Origin of the sequence: Pseudomonas sp. BRM28 (assembly GCF_002939405.1) — a bacterium.
GTDB classification, from domain to species: Bacteria; Pseudomonadota; Gammaproteobacteria; order Pseudomonadales; family Pseudomonadaceae; genus Aquipseudomonas; species Aquipseudomonas palmensis.
On sequence record NZ_PEFV01000001.1, the window covers coordinates 1,035,517 to 1,050,806 of the forward strand.

Sequence of the window (15,290 nt, forward strand, 5' to 3'; positions counted from 1 at the left end):
CGGCGGCACCCGGCGGAAAAAATCGCCAGGCGTTCATCGGGGTTTGATCATTAACTGTAGTGGTGCTTGCGGCTCACGCCAAGGGCTTGACCGCACAACGAAAAATAAACTTCAAAAAAACGTAAAAACGCTTTTTATCGTCACGGGTTTTGCGGTATCAAGAAGTCAGACCGCCGAACCCTGCAGCACAGGTGGCGTACTAATGGCCCCTCCTTTGTTCGCAGCTTCCCTACCGTAACGACGCGGCCAGGGGGAGACCGGCGGTCACTTCGCGGCGCAGCACCGCCCAGGTATTGCGTCGTCTGGCCCCTACAAAGGTGACCGAGTATGGATGATCAAGGACGTAACGTTTCTTCCAACCAGCCAATCCTTTACGTGCTCGATACCAATGTTCTGATTCACGATCCGAACGCCTTGCTGAATTTCGAGGAACACCACGTCGCGCTGCCGATGACCGTGCTCGAGGAGCTCGACAAACTCAAGACCGGAAAACACACGATCGCCGCCGAATGCCGCCAGGCCATTCGTCTGATCGACCAGACCCTGGGCGATGCCACGCCCGAGGATGTCGAGCAGGGCGTACCGATCCAGCGCGGCAAGAGCGGCCCCAAGGGCTTCCTGTCGATCCTGATGACCCCACGCGCCGAACCCAACCGGCTGCTGCCAGAACACCTCAACGACAACATCATCATCAACCAGTTGCTCGAGCTGCGTAGCCGGCGCAAGGAACTGGACGTGGTGCTGGTGACCAAAGACATCAACATGCGCCTCAAGGCCCGCGCCTGCGGTATCGCCGCCGAGGACTACAGTACCGATCAGCTGGTCGACGACGTTTCGTTGCTGCCCAAGGGCTACCATTCGGTCAGCGGCTCGTTCTGGGACCGCGTCAACAAGGTCGAGACCCGCCAGGAGCGCGGGCGCACCTGGCACCGCGTGCAGCTGGCCGACAACCTGCCGGCGGTTCACATCAACGAGTTCATCATCGACGAGCAGGGCTTCGTCGGCTGGGTCAAGGGCATCCGTGACAGCGAGTTGCTGCTGCTCGACCTGCATCAGGAGCCACTGCTGCACCAGGAAGCCTGGGGCCTGAAACCGCGTGACATCCATCAGGGCCTGGCGCTGTTCGCCCTGCTCGACCCCGACATCCACCTGGTCAACCTCACCGGTGCCGCAGGTTCGGGCAAGACCATCCTGGCACTGGCCGCAGCCATCGAGCAGACCATGGTCAGCAAGCGCTACCGGCGCATCATCGCCACCCGCAGCGTGCAGGGACTGGACCAGGAAATCGGCTTCCTGCCGGGCACCGAAGCGGAAAAAATGGAGCCCTGGCTGGGGGCGATCACCGACAACCTCGAAGCCTTGCACATGGACGACGAAAACACCCATGGCAGCGTCGAGTACATCCTCGAGCGCGTGCCGTTGCAGTTCAAGTCGCTCAACTACATTCGCGGTCGCAGCTTCCAGCAGAGCCTGATCCTGATCGACGAATGCCAGAACCTCACCCCGCACCAGATGAAGACCATCATCACCCGTGCCGGGGCCGGTTCCAAGGTGATCTGCCTGGGCAACCTGGCGCAGATCGACACCCCTTACCTGTCCGCCACCAGCTCGGGCCTGACCTACCTGACCGAGCGCTTCAAGGACTTCCCCAACGGCGTGCACATCACCCTGCAGGGCGTGCCCCGTTCGGTCCTGGCCGAATACGCCGAATCCCACCTGTAACCCCTGCCACCGGGCGGCCTTGTGCCGCCCGGTTTTTTCCGCTGCCTAATGTTGACCCCTGGGTTTACAATCGGTGCTCCTGATCAGGAGTAACCCTGTGCTGACTCATCTCGATTCCCAAGGTCGGGCCAACATGGTCGACGTCACCGACAAAGCCGTCACCTCGCGCGAGGCGGTGGCCGAAGCGCGGGTGCGCATGCTCCCGCAAACCTTGCAGATGATCGTGGCTGGCGGCCACCCCAAGGGCGACGTGTTTGCCGTGGCGCGCATTGCCGGCATCCAGGCGGCAAAGAAGACCAGCGATCTGATCCCGCTGTGCCACCCGTTGATGCTCACCAGCGTCAAGCTCGAGCTGACTGGCGAAGGCGACGACACGGTGCATATCGTGGCGCGCTGCAAGCTGGCCGGGCAGACCGGCGTCGAGATGGAGGCCCTGACGGCCGCCAGTGTGGCGGCGCTGACGATCTACGACATGTGCAAGGCGGTGGACCGGGGCATGACCATCCACAGCGTGCGTGTGCTGGAAAAACTGGGCGGCAAGAGCGGGCACTACCAGGTGGAGGCGCCATGAACATCGACGTGGTGTATTTCGCGCGGTATCGCGAGGCGCTGGACAGCGACGGCGAACGCCTCGACGGGCCGTTCGACAGCGTCGACGATGTGCGCAAGGCCCTGCTGGCACGCGGGGAGGGGTACGCGATGCTGGGCGAGCAGAACCTGATGTGCGCGCGCAACCAGGAGTTGTGCAGGCTCGACGAGCCGGTGGCCGACGGCGACGAAGTGGCGTTCTTTCCGCCCGTGACCGGGGGCTGAGGTGGGCGTTCGAGTGCAGGCCGGCGCGTTCGACCCCGGCGCCGAGACCAATGCGATGCACGCGGCCAACGTCGGGGTGGGCGCGGTGGTGTCGTTTGTCGGCTATGTGCGCGACTTCAACGACGGTCGCGAGGTGGCGGGGATGTTCCTGGAGCATTACCCGGGCATGACCGAAAAGGCCCTGGCCAAGATCGTGCTGGAGGCCGAGCAGCGCTGGCCGTTGCTCAAGGTCGAAGTGCTGCACCGTATCGGCGCATTGCAGCCGGGCGAGCCGATCGTGTTCGTGGGTGTAGCCAGTGCGCACCGGCAGGCGGCGTTCCAGGCGTGCGACTTCGTGATGGACTATCTCAAGACCCGCGCGCCGTTCTGGAAGAAGGAGCAGACCGGCGAGGGGCCGCGCTGGGTCGAGGGGCGCCAGAGTGATGCGGACGCTGCGGGGCGTTGGTAGACGCCCCGCCGGCAAGGCTGGCTCCTGCAACGGTACGGTGCCGCGAATCGGTTGAAAATTAATACACAAAAGTCCAGTATGGAATTATAAGTACAAAATAGTTCCAGGCTGCCTTGTGCCCGCCGCTTTTTCCTCTGTCTTGCAACACACCCCAACAACGAGCGAGAGAGACCGCTGATGAAAACCCCATCCCTGTTGGCCGCGCTGGCGTTGAGCCTGTTTGCCGCCGCCCCGTCGTTCGCCGCTGAAAAGACCCTGCGCATCGGTATCGAAGCCGCCTACCCACCGTTCGCGTTCAAGACCGCCGACGGCGCTATCAGTGGCTTCGACTACGACATCGGCAACGCCCTGTGCGCGCAGATGCAGGTCAAGTGCCAGTGGACCGAACAGGAATACGACGGCCTGATCCCGTCGCTCAAGGTCAAGAAGATCGACGCCGCCCTGTCGTCGATCACCATCACCGAAGACCGCAAGAAGTCGGTGGACTTCACCCACAAGTACTACTTCACCTCCGCACGCCTGGCCATGAAGGCCGGCAGCCAGGTCGATGACGACTTCGCCAACCTCAAGGGCAAGCGCATCGGCGTGCAGCGCGCGACCACCACCGACCGCTATGTGACTGCGGAACTGGTGCCCAAGGGCATCGAGATCGTGCGCTACACCAGCAACGAGGAAATCTTCATGGACCTGGTGGCCGGTCGCCTGGACGGTGTGTTCGCCGACACCATCCCGCTTGAACAGGGCTTCCTGGAGACGCCCAAGGGCAAGGGTTACGGGTTTGTCGGGCCAGAGCTGAAAGACCCCAAGTACGTGGGTGAGGGCGCCGGGATCGCGGTGCGCAAGGGCAACGCCGAACTGGTCGCCCAGCTGAACGCGGCCATCGACGCCATTCGCGCCAATGGCGAGTACCAGAAGATCCAGGCCAAGTACTTCAAGTCCGACATCTACGGCGACTGACCGTCGCCTGCCCGAGGCCTGAGTTCGTTCAGGCCTTGAGCTCCTTGAGGTGCTTGTACACCGTGGCCCGGCCCATGTTCAGCACGTTGGCCACGTAGTTGGCGGCGCTCTTGCCGCGAAACGCACCCTCGGCATGCAAGGCCAGCACCAGTTCGCGCTTGTGGTCGCGATTCAGGTTGCTCAGTGCCAGCTGGCGCTCGCGCAGCCAGCTGTTGAGAAACGTGTTGATGCGCTCCTGCCAGTCATCGCGAAACAGCGCGTCGGGCTGGGCGATCAGCCGGGTGGGCGAGAGAAACAGGTCCAGCGCCGCCTTGGCGTTTTCGAACATCGAGATGTTCAGGTTGATGCACAGCACGGCCTGCGGCTTGCCCTGGGCGTCGCGCAGCACGGTGCTGAGCGAGCGGATCTTCTGCCCGTCCCAATTGAGCTTTTCATAGGGGCCGATGTTGGTTTCGTCGGTACCTGCCTCGAACATGTCTTCCAGGGCCGCATCGTCGCCGATCTCGCGCTTGGACAGGTTGTTGGCGATGTAGTCGATCTTCTGGCTGCGCAGGTCGTGCAGCACCACCTCGGCGTGGGGGAAGAACAGCGTGGCGATGGCGTCGGCAATCGCGCGAAAGTTGCTCAGGGCGGGGTCGTGGGGCGGTATCGGCATGCAGGCGGGCTCCAGGCGGTGTCAGCGCCCTAGGCGAAGGGCGCTGGGAGTGTGCCGCAAACGCGGGCGGGCGTCACCCGTGCAGGCGGTACAGGGCGTTGGCCAGGGCGATGTCTTCCAGGCCCAGGCCGATGGAGCGGAAGAAGGCATGGCGCTGGTAGGTCGGGCGCGGCGCCTGCTCGCTGAGCAACTGGGCCAGGTCGCCGATGATGACGTCGGCCTGCCAGCCGTGCTGCTCGCTGGCGATGCGCATCTCGCCGGCCGAGCCGGGGGTGGTCAGGCGGTAGTCGCAGTACACGTCCATGTCGGTCAGGCACTCGGGCGGCACTTCGTGGGCGCGTACCGCGTTGGTGCTGATCGAGGTGATCAGGGCCGGCTTGCTCAGCTGGCGCGGGTCGATCACAGGCTTTGCCGACGAGGTGCACAGCATGATCACGTCGGCGTCGTGCAGTGCTGATTGCAGGTCGTCCACCAGGCTCAGGCGCGGGTCGAGTGCACCGAGGGCTTCGCGCTGCTCGGCGCTTTTATCCTTGAGGCCTGGCGAGTGCAGGCGGATGTCCTGCCAGTCGCGCACGCCGCGTACATAGTGCAGGTGGGCCTGGGCGATGGGGCCGCTGCCGATCACGGTCAGGCGCCTGGCGCTGGTGGGGGCCAGGGCGTCGACCGCGACGGCGGTGGTGGCAGCGGTGCGTGCGGTGGTCAGTTCGCCGGCGTCGCACAATAGCAGTGGCTGGCCGCTGTCCATGGACATCAGCAATGTCCAGGCGGTGATCAGCGGCGCGCCTTCGCGCACGATGTAGGGCGAGGTCTTGACGCCGTAGACGCGGTCTTCGGCGAGTACCCCGCCGTAGTTGATGAAGTCGCCCCTGCCGGCCGGGAACTCCACCAGCTGTTGCGGCGGCTGCACGGCCTGGCCGGCGGCCAGGTCACGGAACAGCTTGCGCAGGATCTGCGGCACGTCCACCTGCGCGAGCAGTTGGCGGGCCAGGGGCTGGTCGATCACGCGTGGGGTAGACATGCGGCGCTCCGTTTGAACTATTTTGTCTATTATGGACAAATAGTTTAATTGCGCCAACCCTATCGCGGGTCGAGCCCGCCCCCACAATCATTACTGTTGTCTCTGTGGGAGCGGGCTTGACCCGCGATGAGCCAGCCCGGTCAGCGCAAAAAAAAACGCAGCCGGCGAGGGCTGCGTTTTCTGTCCATCAATCGACTCAGTGATGCTTGCGCGCCACCGGCTTGAGCAGCTCGGTCGGCGGGGTCTCGCAACTGATCTTGCGCCCCAGCAATGCCTCGATACCCGGCAACTGGTACGAATCATCCTCACCGGCGAAGCTGATCGACACGCCACTGGTACCCGCACGGCCGGTACGACCGATACGGTGCACGTAGTCGTCCGGGTCTTCGGGCAGGGTGAAGTTGATCACGTGGCTGATGCCGTCGATGTGGATCCCGCGACCGGCCACATCGGTGGCCACCAGCACGGTGACCCGGCCTTCGCGGAAATTCTCCAGGGTCTTGATGCGCTTGTGCTGCGGCACATCGCCCGACAATTGCGCGGCATTCACGCCGTCACGCACCAGGCGCTCTTCGATACGGCGCACCTCGTCCTTGCGGTTGGCGAACACGATGACCCGCTCCCACTTGTTCTCGGTCACCAGGTTGTACAGCAGCTTGTACTTGTCGGCACCGGCTACCGCATACACATGCTGCTCGACGGTTTCGCTGGCAACGTTCTCCGGCTCGATCTCGACGATGGCCGGGTCGGTGGTCCACTGCTGCGCCAGGTTCATCACGTCTTCGGTGAAGGTGGCCGAGAACAGCAGCGTCTGGCGCTCGCTCTTGGGCGGGGTCTGGCGGATGATCTGGCGAACCTGCGGGATGAAGCCCATGTCGAGCATGCGGTCGGCTTCGTCCAGCACCAGCACCTCGACCATGTCCAGGTGCGCTTCACCGCGCTGGTTGAAGTCCAGCAGGCGACCCGGGGTGGCCACCAGGATGTCGCAGTGGCGTGCCTCAAGGGCCTTGAGCTGCTTGTCGAAGTCCATGCCACCGACAAACGTCATCACGTTCAGGCCGGTGTACCTGGTCAGCTCGGCGGCGTCCTTGGCGATCTGCACCACCAGTTCGCGGGTAGGGGCAATGATCAGCGCCCGCGGCTCGCCCATGTAGCGCTCTTTGGGCGGCGGGGTCTGTTGCAGCTGGCTGATGATCGAGATCAGGAACGCGGCGGTCTTGCCGGTGCCGGTCTGGGCCCGGCCGATCGCATCCTTGCCACGCAGGGTGAAGCCCAGTACTTCGGCCTGGATCGGCGTGCAGTACGGGAAGCCCAGGTCGTGGATGGCATGCATCAGCTCGGGCGAGAGCTTGAAGTCGTGGAAGCGGGTCTTGCCCTCTTGCGGTTCCACCACAAAGTCTTCCAGTTTCCAGGTGCTGGCCTGGGGTTTTGGCTTGCGCTCGCGGCGCGGCTTGGCCTCGGCCGGTTTGCTCGCCGGTTGCTCCAGGGGTTTTTCCGCCGGCTTTTCGGCGCGCGCTGGCGCGGCGGCTTCGGTCTGAGCCTTGAGCGGCGCGGCGGGAGCCGGGGCCTTGGGTGCTGCGGGCGGCTGCACGGTAGCAACGCTTTCGGTGGCGAGTTGCTCAACCTCGCTCTTTCCGAACATCTTCTTGAGTGCTTTGAGCACGGTCATCTCATCAATTGGTTAAGGAATGTACGCCGGCCAGTGTAATGCAAGATTCGGGCGCGGCGTAGTGGATTGCTCCGACAACTACAGACAAGGCGTTTTTTAGCGCAGACGCTCGATCAGCCAGGCGCCGATGTCCTGGATTTCCTCGGGCAGCACGGCGTGTTCCATCGGGTATTCCTTCCACTGCACGGTGACGCCCCAGCTGTTCAGGTACTCGAAGGCGGCACGCCCCATGGACGGGATGACCACCGGGTCGTACACGCCGTGCAGGCACAGCGCCGGAATGCGCTGCTGGCTGGCGCTGAGCACGGTGCTGTCGGTGAAGGTCGGGGCGTAGGTGGAAAGGGCCATTACCCCGCCCAGCGTCTCCTGCCACTTTACATAGGCGGTGTGCAGAACCACTGCACCGCCCTGGGAGAAGCCGGCCAGGATGATGCGCGACAGGGCGACGCCCTTGGCCTGTTCCTGCTTGATCAGGTCGATGACCGCCTGTGCCGAGGCGTCGAGTTGCGCTTCGTCGATGGCGCGTGCACCCGGCGTCAGCGCCTTGATGTCGTACCAGCTGGGCATGGCGTAGCCATTGTTGATGGTGACCGGCTGGGTGGGTGCCTGCGGCATCACGAAGCGAGTGCTCAGCAGCACTTCCTGCAGGGCTTCGGCCACCGGCATGAAGTCGTAGCGGTCGGCGCCCAGGCCATGCAGCCAGATGACACAGGCGTCGGCGGTTTTCTGGGGTTCGAGAATCAGGGGATTGGTCATGACTGCTCCGAAAAAGTGCACGCAGGCCGGGGTGCGTGCTTGAAAAAAGGCATCGCTGGCGTTGCGTGCAAGGCTGTCACAGAACAGTCGGTTGTGCCAATCACCCGCCGCACCCCGGTGCTGCGCCGATGCGGCGTCAGGCCGGCGCGGCCAGGGGTCAGTCCTCTTCCTTGGGCGCGGGTGCAGGCGGTGGACGCAGGCCGATCTCGGCGATCAGCTTCAGCGGCTTGCCGTTGCGCACCACTTCAATGGCCACCTTGTCGTTGGGCTTGATCCGCGCCACCTGGTTCATCGAGCGCCGACCATCGCCGGCCGGTTCGCCATTGATGCTCAGAATCACGTCACCCAGCTGCAGGCCGGCCTTCTGCGCCGGCCCGTCGCGGAAGATGCCCGCCACCACGATGCCTGGCCGGCCCTGCATGCCGAACGACTCGGCCAGCTCCTGGCTCAGCGGTTGCACCTCGATGCCCAGCCAGCCGCGAATCACCTGACCATGCTCGATGATCGACTTCATCACCTCCAGCGCCAGCTTGGTGGGGATGGCGAAGCCGATGCCCTGCGAGCCGCCGGACTTGGAGAAGATCGCGGTGTTGATGCCGGTCAGGTTGCCATTGGCATCCACCAGCGCGCCACCGGAGTTGCCCGGGTTGATGGCCGCGTCGGTCTGGATGAAGTCTTCGTAGTTGTTCAGGCCCAGCTGGTTGCGCCCGGTGGCGCTGATGATGCCCATGGTCACGGTCTGGCCGACGCCGAACGGGTTGCCGATGGCCAGCGCCACATCACCGATGTGGATGTTGTCCGAGCGCCCGATGGTGATCGAGGGCAGGTTCTTGAGGTCGATCTTGAGCACGGCCAGGTCGGTTTCCGGGTCGCTGCCGATCACCCGTGCCAGGGTCTCGCGGCCGTCCTTGAGCGCCACCACGATCTGGTCGGCGCCGGAGGTCACGTGGTTGTTGGTCAGCAGGTAGCCCTCCGGGCTCATGATCACCGCCGAGCCCAGGCTCGATTCCCAGCGCCGCTGCTTGGGCAGGTTGTCACCGAAGAAGCGGCGGAACTGCGGGTCTTCGAACAGCGGGTGCGCGGTCTTGTTGACCACCTTGGTGGTGTACAGGTTGGCCACTGCGGGGGCCGCATTGCTCACCGCATCGGCATACGACACGGGGCCCTGCATCAGCCGCGTGGTCTGCGGCGCCTGCTGCAGGTTGACGTCCTGGCTGGGCAGGCCGACCCATTGGGGAAATTGCTGGATGACCAGCAGGGCGATCAGTACGCCGGTGACCAGTGGCCAGGCAAAGTAACGCAGAGCCTTGAACATGAGATGGATCCTGGGAGGTGGCCAGAGCCGATGCCGCAGTGGGGAGTAGATGAACGCGCGCGATCATACTGCGGCAAGGCCCGTGCAGGAACTGCTAAATCACGTCGAGCCATGACGGTCATGGCGCCGCGCCCCCGGGCAGTTGCCGTCGGTTTCCCCAAAAACGGTCGACGGCTCATAATGGCGGCCATTATACGAGGCCTTGTGCCACGCTGAACCGCTGAATTGAGGAGTCTTTGCATGGCTGTTGCCCTGAGCACCCTGGTCGAGGAAGCCGATCGCTACCTTGGCAGCGCAAAAATCCAGGACTACTGCCCCAACGGCCTGCAGGTCGAGGGCAACCCGCAGGTGTCGCGCATCGTCACCGGCGTCACCGCCAGCCAGGCATTGCTGGACGCTGCGGTCGAGGCGGGCGCCGACCTGGTGCTGGTGCACCACGGCTACTTCTGGAAGGGTGAGAACCCCTGCATCACCGGCATGAAGCAGCGCCGCCTCAAGACCCTGCTCAAACACGACCTGAGCCTGCTGGCCTACCACCTGCCGCTGGACCTGCACCCCGAGGTGGGCAACAACGTGCAGCTGGCGCGCCAGCTGGACATCACCGTCGAGGGCCCGCTGGACCCGACCAACCCGCGGGTGGTGGGCCTGGTGGGCTCGCTGGCCGAACCGATGTCGGCGCGGGATTTCGCGCGCAAGGTCAGCGACGTGATGGGCCGCGAACCGCTGCTGATCGAAGGCGACGAGGTCATTCGCCGGGTGGGCTGGTGCACCGGCGGCGGCCAGGGCTACATCGACCAAGCGATTGCCGCAGGGGTCGACCTGTACCTGAGCGGCGAGGCGTCGGAGCAGACTTTCCACAGTGCTCGCGAGAACGGCATCAGCTTCATCGCCGCCGGCCACCACGCCACCGAGCGTTACGGGGTGCAGGCGCTGGGCGATTACCTGGCACGTCGATTCGCTCTGGAACACCTGTTCATCGACTGCCCGAACCCGATCTGAGGCTAAAACGCCAAGGCATATTCTTATACTGTTTCGTTCTAGTAGCCTGCCTAAATAGAATCGGGTGCTGTGATAAAGTGGCCCGCTCGAACACGGCCCGCTGGCCGTCCATAAGATTGATTTTCCGTGAGTAGCCATGGTCGACAAGCTGACGCATTTGAAACAGTTGGAGGCGGAGAGCATCCACATCATTCGTGAGGTGGCCGCCGAGTTCGACAACCCGGTGATGCTGTACTCGATCGGCAAGGATTCGGCCGTGATGCTGCACCTGGCGCGCAAGGCCTTCTTCCCGGGCAAGCTGCCGTTTCCGGTGATGCACGTCGACACCCAGTGGAAATTCCAGGAGATGTACAGCTTCCGCGACAAGATGGTCGAGGAAATGGGCCTGGAGCTGATCACCCACGTCAACCCCGATGGCGTTGCCCAGGGCATCAATCCGTTCACCCACGGCAGTGCCAAGCACACCGACATCATGAAGACCGAGGGCCTCAAGCAGGCGCTCGACAAGCACGGCTTCGACGCCGCCTTCGGTGGCGCGCGGCGCGACGAAGAGAAGTCGCGGGCCAAGGAGCGCGTGTACTCGTTCCGTGACAGCAAGCACCGCTGGGACCCGAAGAACCAGCGCCCAGAGCTGTGGAACGTGTACAACGGCAAGGTCAACAAGGGCGAGTCGATTCGCGTGTTCCCGCTGTCGAACTGGACCGAGCTGGATATCTGGCAGTACATCTACCTCGAAGGCATCCCGATCGTGCCGCTGTACTTTGCAGCCGAGCGCGAAGTGATCGAGAAGAACGGCACCCTGATCATGATCGATGACGAGCGCATCCTGGAGCACCTCTCGGATGAAGAGAAGGCTCGCATCGTCAAGAAGAAAGTGCGTTTCCGTACCCTTGGCTGCTACCCGTTGACGGGCGCGGTGGAGTCGGAGGCCGAGAGCCTGACCGACATCATTCAGGAAATGCTCCTGACGCGCACTTCCGAGCGCCAGGGCCGCGTCATCGACCACGATGGCGCAGGTTCCATGGAAGACAAGAAACGTCAGGGCTATTTCTAAGTTAGGGTCAGACCATGTCGCACCAATCCGAATTGATCAGCGAGGACATCCTCGCCTACCTGGCCCAGCACGAACGCAAGGAACTGCTGCGCTTCTTGACCTGCGGTAACGTCGACGACGGCAAGAGCACCCTGATCGGGCGCCTGCTGCACGATTCCAAGATGATCTACGAAGACCATCTGGAAGCCATTACCCGCGATTCGAAGAAAGTCGGCACCACCGGTGACGACATCGACCTGGCATTGCTGGTCGACGGCCTGCAGGCCGAGCGCGAGCAGGGCATCACCATCGATGTGGCCTACCGCTATTTCTCCACGGCCAAGCGCAAGTTCATCATCGCCGACACCCCGGGCCACGAGCAGTACACCCGCAACATGGCCACCGGTGCGTCCACCTGCGACCTGGCGATCATCCTGGTGGACGCGCGCTACGGCGTGCAGACCCAGACCCGCCGGCACAGCTACATCGCTTCGCTGCTGGGCATCAAGCACATCGTCGTGGCCGTGAACAAGATGGACCTCAAGGGCTTCGACCAGGACGTGTTCGAAGGCATCAAGGCCGACTACCTGAAGTTTGCCGAAGCCATCAACATGACCCCCAGCAGCCTGCACTTCGTGCCGATGTCGGCGCTCAAGGGCGACAACGTGGTCAACCGCAGCGAGCGTTCGCCGTGGTACACCGGCCCTGCGCTGATGGAAATCCTCGAAACCGTGGAAGTGGCGGCCGACCGCAACTTCACCGACCTGCGTTTTCCGGTGCAGTACGTCAACCGTCCCAACCTGAACTTCCGTGGCTTTGCCGGCACCCTGGCCAGCGGCGTGGTACACAAGGGCGACGAAATCGTGGTGCTGCCGTCGGGCAAGAGCAGCCGCGTGAAGTCCATCGTCACCTACGAAGGTGAGCTGGAGCAGGCCGGCCCGGGCCAGGCCGTGACCCTGACCATGGAAGACGAGATCGACATCTCCCGTGGCGACCTGCTGGTGCATGCCGACAACGTCCCGCCGGTGACCGACCAGTTCGACGCCATGCTGGTGTGGATGGCCGAAGAGCCGATGCTGCCGGGCAAGAAATACGACATCAAGCGCGCCACCAGCTACGTGCCGGGCTCGATTGCCAGCATCGCCCACAAGGTCGATGTGAACACCCTGGAACAGGGCGCTGCGAGTGCGTTGCAGCTCAACGAGATCGGCAAGGTCAAGGTGAGCCTGGATGCTCCGATCGCGCTGGACGGCTACGACAGCAACCGCACCACCGGCGCGTTCATCATCATCGACCGCCTGACCAACGGCACCGTGGGCGCGGGCATGATCATCGCGCCACCGGTACTGCCTCACGGCAGCACCGGCCAGCATGGCAGGCAGGCCCACGTGACCACCGAGGAGCGTGCCTTGCGCTTCGGCCAGCAGCCGGCCACCGTGCTGTTCAGCGGCCTGTCGGGCGCGGGCAAGAGCACCCTGGCGTATGCCGTTGAGCGCAAGCTGTTCGACATGGGCCGTGCGGTGTACGTGCTCGACGGGCAGAACCTGCGCCATGACCTGAACAAAGGCCTGCCGCAGGACCGTGCCGGGCGTACCGAGAACTGGCGTCGTGCTGCGCATGTGGCGCGTCAGTTCAACGAAGCGGGCTTGCTGACCCTGGCCGCGTTCGTGGCACCGGATGCCGAAGGCCGTGAACAGGCCAAGGCGCTGATCGGCAAGGAGCGCTTGCTGACCGTTTACGTCCAGGCTTCGCCGTTGGTGTGCCGTGAGCGTGATCCGCAGGGGCTGTACGCGGCCGGTGGCGACAACATCCCGGGCGAGAGCTTCCCGTATGACGTGCCGCAGGATGCGGACCTGGTGATCGACACCCAGAGCGTTGGCGTGGAAGAGGGCGTCAAGCAGGTACTGGAACTGCTGCGCAAGCGTGGCGCGATCTAAGCGCTGCTGCTGAATGAAAAGCCCGCGATGGTGAAGGCCATCGCGGGCTTTTTTGTGGCGGCTGGCCGCTTCGCCGGCAAGGCCGGCTCCTACGGTGAGCGCAAGGCCATGCAGGAGCAGGCCTTGCCGGGGAAGTGCCCAGCGGACACGCCGCTTCAAATATGCTTCTGTGCCACCGGAATCACCCGCTTCTCCTTCACCGCCTTGAACGAGAAGCTCGAATAGATCTCCTTCACCCCCGGCAGCCGCTGCAGTACCTCGCGGGTGAACTCGCCGAACGACTCCAGATCCCGTGCCAGAATCTCCAGCAGGAAGTCATAGCGCCCGGAGATGTTGTGACACGCCACGATTTCGGGGATATCCATCAGCCGCTGCTCGAATGCCCGGGCCATCTCCTTGCTGTGCGAATCCATCATGATGCTGACGAAGGCGGTCACTCCGAAGCCCAGGGCCTTGGGTGACAGGATGGCCTGATAGCCGGTGATGTAGCCCGACTCCTCCAGCAGCTTGACCCGCCGCCAGCACGGCGAGGTGGTCAGGGCGACGCTGTCGGCGAGCTCGGCCACGGTCAGTCGGGCGTTGTCTTGCAGCGCGGCCAGCAGTGCGCGGTCGGTACGGTCGATGGCGCTAGGCATGTCTTGCCCTCCATAGCCTGTTCTTGTTGTTTTTATGTCAGTGAGCGGCGCTTTTCGTAGGCGTATTTGGAAAAATTTAAGCCGGTCTGTGGAATAAGCTTATAATAAACCACAAGAGGCGGTTGCCATGCACGGCTCCAACAAGCTCCCAGGATTTGCCACCCGCGCCATTCACCATGGCTACGACCCCCAGGACCACGGCGGCGCACTGGTGCCACCGGTCTACCAGACCGCGACGTTCACCTTCCCCACCGTGGAATACGGCGCTGCGTGCTTTGCCGGCGAGCAGGCCGGGCATTTCTACAGCCGCATCTCCAACCCCACCCTCAACCTGCTGGAAGCACGCATGGCCTCGCTGGAAGGCGGCGAGGCCGGGCTGGCGCTGGCCTCGGGCATGGGGGCGATCACGTCCACGCTATGGACGCTGCTGCGCCCCGGTGACGAGGTGCTGCTGGGCAACACCCTGTACGGCTGCACCTTTGCCTTCCTGCACCACGGCATCGGCGAGTTCGGGGTCAAGCTGCGCCATGTGGACATGGCCGACCTGCAGGCATTGGAGGCGGCCATGACGCCGGCCACCCGGGTGATCTATTTCGAGTCGCCGGCCAACCCCAACATGCACATGGCCGATATCGCCGGCGTGGCGAAGATTGCACGCAAGCACGGCGCGACCGTGGTGGTCGACAACACCTACTGCACGCCGTACCTGCAACGGCCACTGGAGCTGGGCGCCGACCTGGTGGTGCATTCGGCCACCAAGTACCTGAGCGGCCATGGCGACATCACTGCTGGCATTGTGGTGGGCAGCCAGGCACTGGTGGACCGTATACGTCTGCAGGGCCTCAAGGACATGACCGGTGCGGTGCTCTCGCCCCATGACGCCGCACTGCTGATGCGCGGCATCAAGACCCTCAACCTGCGCATGGACCGCCACTGCGCCAACGCTCAGGTGCTGGCCGAGTTCCTCGCCGGGCAGCCGCAGGTGGAGCTGATCCATTACCCGGGCCTGGCGAGCTTCCCGCAGTACACCCTGGCCCGCCAGCAGATGAGCCAGCCGGGCGGCATGATCGCCTTCGAACTCAAGGGCGGCATCGGTGCAGGGCGGCGGTTCATGAACGCCCTGCAACTGTTCAGCCGGGCGGTGAGCCTGGGCGATGCCGAGTCGCTGGCGCAGCACCCGGCAAGCATGACTCATTCCAGCTATACCCCAGAGGAGCGTGCGCATTACGGCATCTCCGAGGGGCTGGTGCGGTTGTCGGTGGGGCTGGAAGACATCGACGACCTGCTGGCCGATGTGCAACAGGCACTCAAGGCGAGTGCCTGAACCCGTCAC

At 63.8% G+C, this 15,290-nt stretch carries 15 protein-coding genes; 9 read left to right on the plus strand and 6 right to left on the minus strand.

The annotated features are described in order from the left end of the window. Nucleotides 1–327: 327 nt before the first annotated feature. The 5 genes from CR917_RS04925 (at nt 328) to CR917_RS04945 (ending at nt 3,940) form a co-directional block, all read left to right on the plus strand. Nucleotides 328–1,722, plus strand: a complete 1,395-nt coding sequence (locus CR917_RS04925; RefSeq protein ID WP_043861009.1) for a PhoH family protein — start codon at nt 328–330, stop codon at nt 1,720–1,722. A gap of 97 nt (nt 1,723–1,819) precedes the next feature. Then, nucleotides 1,820–2,293, plus strand: coding sequence for a cyclic pyranopterin monophosphate synthase MoaC (gene moaC, locus CR917_RS04930; RefSeq protein ID WP_058540865.1), 474 nt, complete (start codon nt 1,820–1,822; stop codon nt 2,291–2,293). After that, nucleotides 2,290–2,535: a MoaD/ThiS family protein gene (locus CR917_RS04935; RefSeq protein ID WP_043861011.1), complete on the plus strand. Its 246-nt coding sequence runs from the start codon at nt 2,290–2,292 to the stop codon at nt 2,533–2,535. The genes moaC and CR917_RS04935 overlap by 4 nt, the downstream gene beginning before the upstream one ends. A gap of 1 nt (nt 2,536) precedes the next feature. Next, complete coding sequence (gene moaE / locus CR917_RS04940) at nt 2,537–2,983, plus strand: molybdopterin synthase catalytic subunit MoaE (protein ID WP_043861012.1); 447 nt, start codon at nt 2,537–2,539, stop codon at nt 2,981–2,983. A gap of 177 nt (nt 2,984–3,160) precedes the next feature. Then, a complete protein-coding gene (locus CR917_RS04945) occupies nt 3,161–3,940 on the plus strand; it encodes an ABC transporter substrate-binding protein (RefSeq protein ID WP_043861013.1) in 780 nt (259 codons plus the stop codon). Between the two features lie 28 nt (nt 3,941–3,968). On the opposite strand, the gene CR917_RS04950 is transcribed toward CR917_RS04945, so the two are convergent. The 5 genes from CR917_RS04950 to algW form a co-directional block, all read right to left on the minus strand. After that, nucleotides 3,969–4,595, minus strand: a complete 627-nt coding sequence (locus CR917_RS04950; RefSeq protein WP_054914846.1) for a transcriptional regulator — start codon at nt 4,593–4,595, stop codon at nt 3,969–3,971. A gap of 73 nt (nt 4,596–4,668) precedes the next feature. Then, a complete protein-coding gene (locus CR917_RS04955; RefSeq protein WP_104571968.1) occupies nt 4,669–5,613 on the minus strand; it encodes an ornithine cyclodeaminase family protein in 945 nt (314 codons plus the stop codon). A gap of 196 nt (nt 5,614–5,809) precedes the next feature. After that, nucleotides 5,810–7,276: an ATP-dependent RNA helicase RhlB gene (gene rhlB / locus CR917_RS04960; RefSeq protein ID WP_256589625.1), complete on the minus strand. Its 1,467-nt coding sequence runs from the start codon at nt 7,274–7,276 to the stop codon at nt 5,810–5,812. Nucleotides 7,277–7,378: 102 nt separating this feature from the next. Then, a complete protein-coding gene (locus CR917_RS04965) occupies nt 7,379–8,038 on the minus strand; it encodes an alpha/beta hydrolase (RefSeq protein ID WP_043861016.1) in 660 nt (219 codons plus the stop codon). Between the two features lie 157 nt (nt 8,039–8,195). Then, nucleotides 8,196–9,353: a Do family serine endopeptidase AlgW gene (gene algW / locus CR917_RS04970; RefSeq protein WP_043861017.1), complete on the minus strand. Its 1,158-nt coding sequence runs from the start codon at nt 9,351–9,353 to the stop codon at nt 8,196–8,198. A 240-nt stretch (nt 9,354–9,593) separates the two neighbouring features. Here algW and CR917_RS04975 point away from each other — a divergent pair, with 240 nt between their 5' ends. From CR917_RS04975 to cysN, 3 genes are all read left to right on the plus strand, one after another. Further along, nucleotides 9,594–10,352 (plus strand): Nif3-like dinuclear metal center hexameric protein, encoded by a 759-nt coding sequence (locus tag CR917_RS04975; protein WP_104571970.1) that lies wholly within the window; start codon nt 9,594–9,596, stop codon nt 10,350–10,352. Between the two features lie 136 nt (nt 10,353–10,488). Then, entirely contained in the window at nt 10,489–11,406 is a 918-nt protein-coding gene (cysD, locus tag CR917_RS04980) for a sulfate adenylyltransferase subunit CysD (RefSeq protein ID WP_058540870.1), read from the plus strand. 14 nt (nt 11,407–11,420) lie between these two features. Continuing rightward, nucleotides 11,421–13,322, plus strand: a complete 1,902-nt coding sequence (cysN, locus tag CR917_RS04985) for a sulfate adenylyltransferase subunit CysN (RefSeq protein WP_088515546.1) — start codon at nt 11,421–11,423, stop codon at nt 13,320–13,322. A gap of 155 nt (nt 13,323–13,477) precedes the next feature. Here cysN and CR917_RS04990 read toward each other — a convergent pair whose 3' ends face one another. After that, a complete protein-coding gene (locus CR917_RS04990; RefSeq protein ID WP_043861021.1) occupies nt 13,478–13,957 on the minus strand; it encodes an Lrp/AsnC family transcriptional regulator in 480 nt (159 codons plus the stop codon). 127 nt (nt 13,958–14,084) lie between these two features. On the opposite strand from CR917_RS04990, the gene CR917_RS04995 reads away from it, so the two are divergent. Continuing rightward, on the plus strand, nt 14,085–15,281 hold the full coding sequence (locus CR917_RS04995) for a methionine gamma-lyase (RefSeq protein WP_043861022.1): 1,197 nt from the start codon (nt 14,085–14,087) through the stop codon (nt 15,279–15,281). The last annotated feature ends 9 nt before the right edge of the window (nt 15,282–15,290 follow it).

What these genes read in the sequence shown, in the direction of transcription:
- CR917_RS04925 (WP_043861009.1), top strand. Translation starts at nt 328, where the DNA reads ATGGATGATCAAGGACGTAACGTTTCTTCCAACCAGCCAATCCTTTAC.
- CR917_RS04935 (WP_043861011.1), top strand. Translation starts at nt 2,290, where the DNA reads ATGAACATCGACGTGGTGTATTTCGCGCGGTATCGCGAGGCGCTGGAC.
- CR917_RS04945 (WP_043861013.1), top strand. Translation starts at nt 3,161, where the DNA reads ATGAAAACCCCATCCCTGTTGGCCGCGCTGGCGTTGAGCCTGTTTGCC.
- CR917_RS04950 (WP_054914846.1), bottom strand. Translation starts at nt 4,595, where the DNA reads ATGCCGATACCGCCCCACGACCCCGCCCTGAGCAACTTTCGCGCGATT.
- CR917_RS04955 (WP_104571968.1), bottom strand. Translation starts at nt 5,613, where the DNA reads ATGTCTACCCCACGCGTGATCGACCAGCCCCTGGCCCGCCAACTGCTC.
- CR917_RS04965 (WP_043861016.1), bottom strand. Translation starts at nt 8,038, where the DNA reads ATGACCAATCCCCTGATTCTCGAACCCCAGAAAACCGCCGACGCCTGT.
- algW (WP_043861017.1), bottom strand. Translation starts at nt 9,353, where the DNA reads ATGTTCAAGGCTCTGCGTTACTTTGCCTGGCCACTGGTCACCGGCGTA.
- CR917_RS04975 (WP_104571970.1), top strand. Translation starts at nt 9,594, where the DNA reads ATGGCTGTTGCCCTGAGCACCCTGGTCGAGGAAGCCGATCGCTACCTT.
- cysD (WP_058540870.1), top strand. Translation starts at nt 10,489, where the DNA reads ATGGTCGACAAGCTGACGCATTTGAAACAGTTGGAGGCGGAGAGCATC.
- cysN (WP_088515546.1), top strand. Translation starts at nt 11,421, where the DNA reads ATGTCGCACCAATCCGAATTGATCAGCGAGGACATCCTCGCCTACCTG.
- CR917_RS04990 (WP_043861021.1), bottom strand. Translation starts at nt 13,957, where the DNA reads ATGCCTAGCGCCATCGACCGTACCGACCGCGCACTGCTGGCCGCGCTG.
- CR917_RS04995 (WP_043861022.1), top strand. Translation starts at nt 14,085, where the DNA reads ATGCACGGCTCCAACAAGCTCCCAGGATTTGCCACCCGCGCCATTCAC.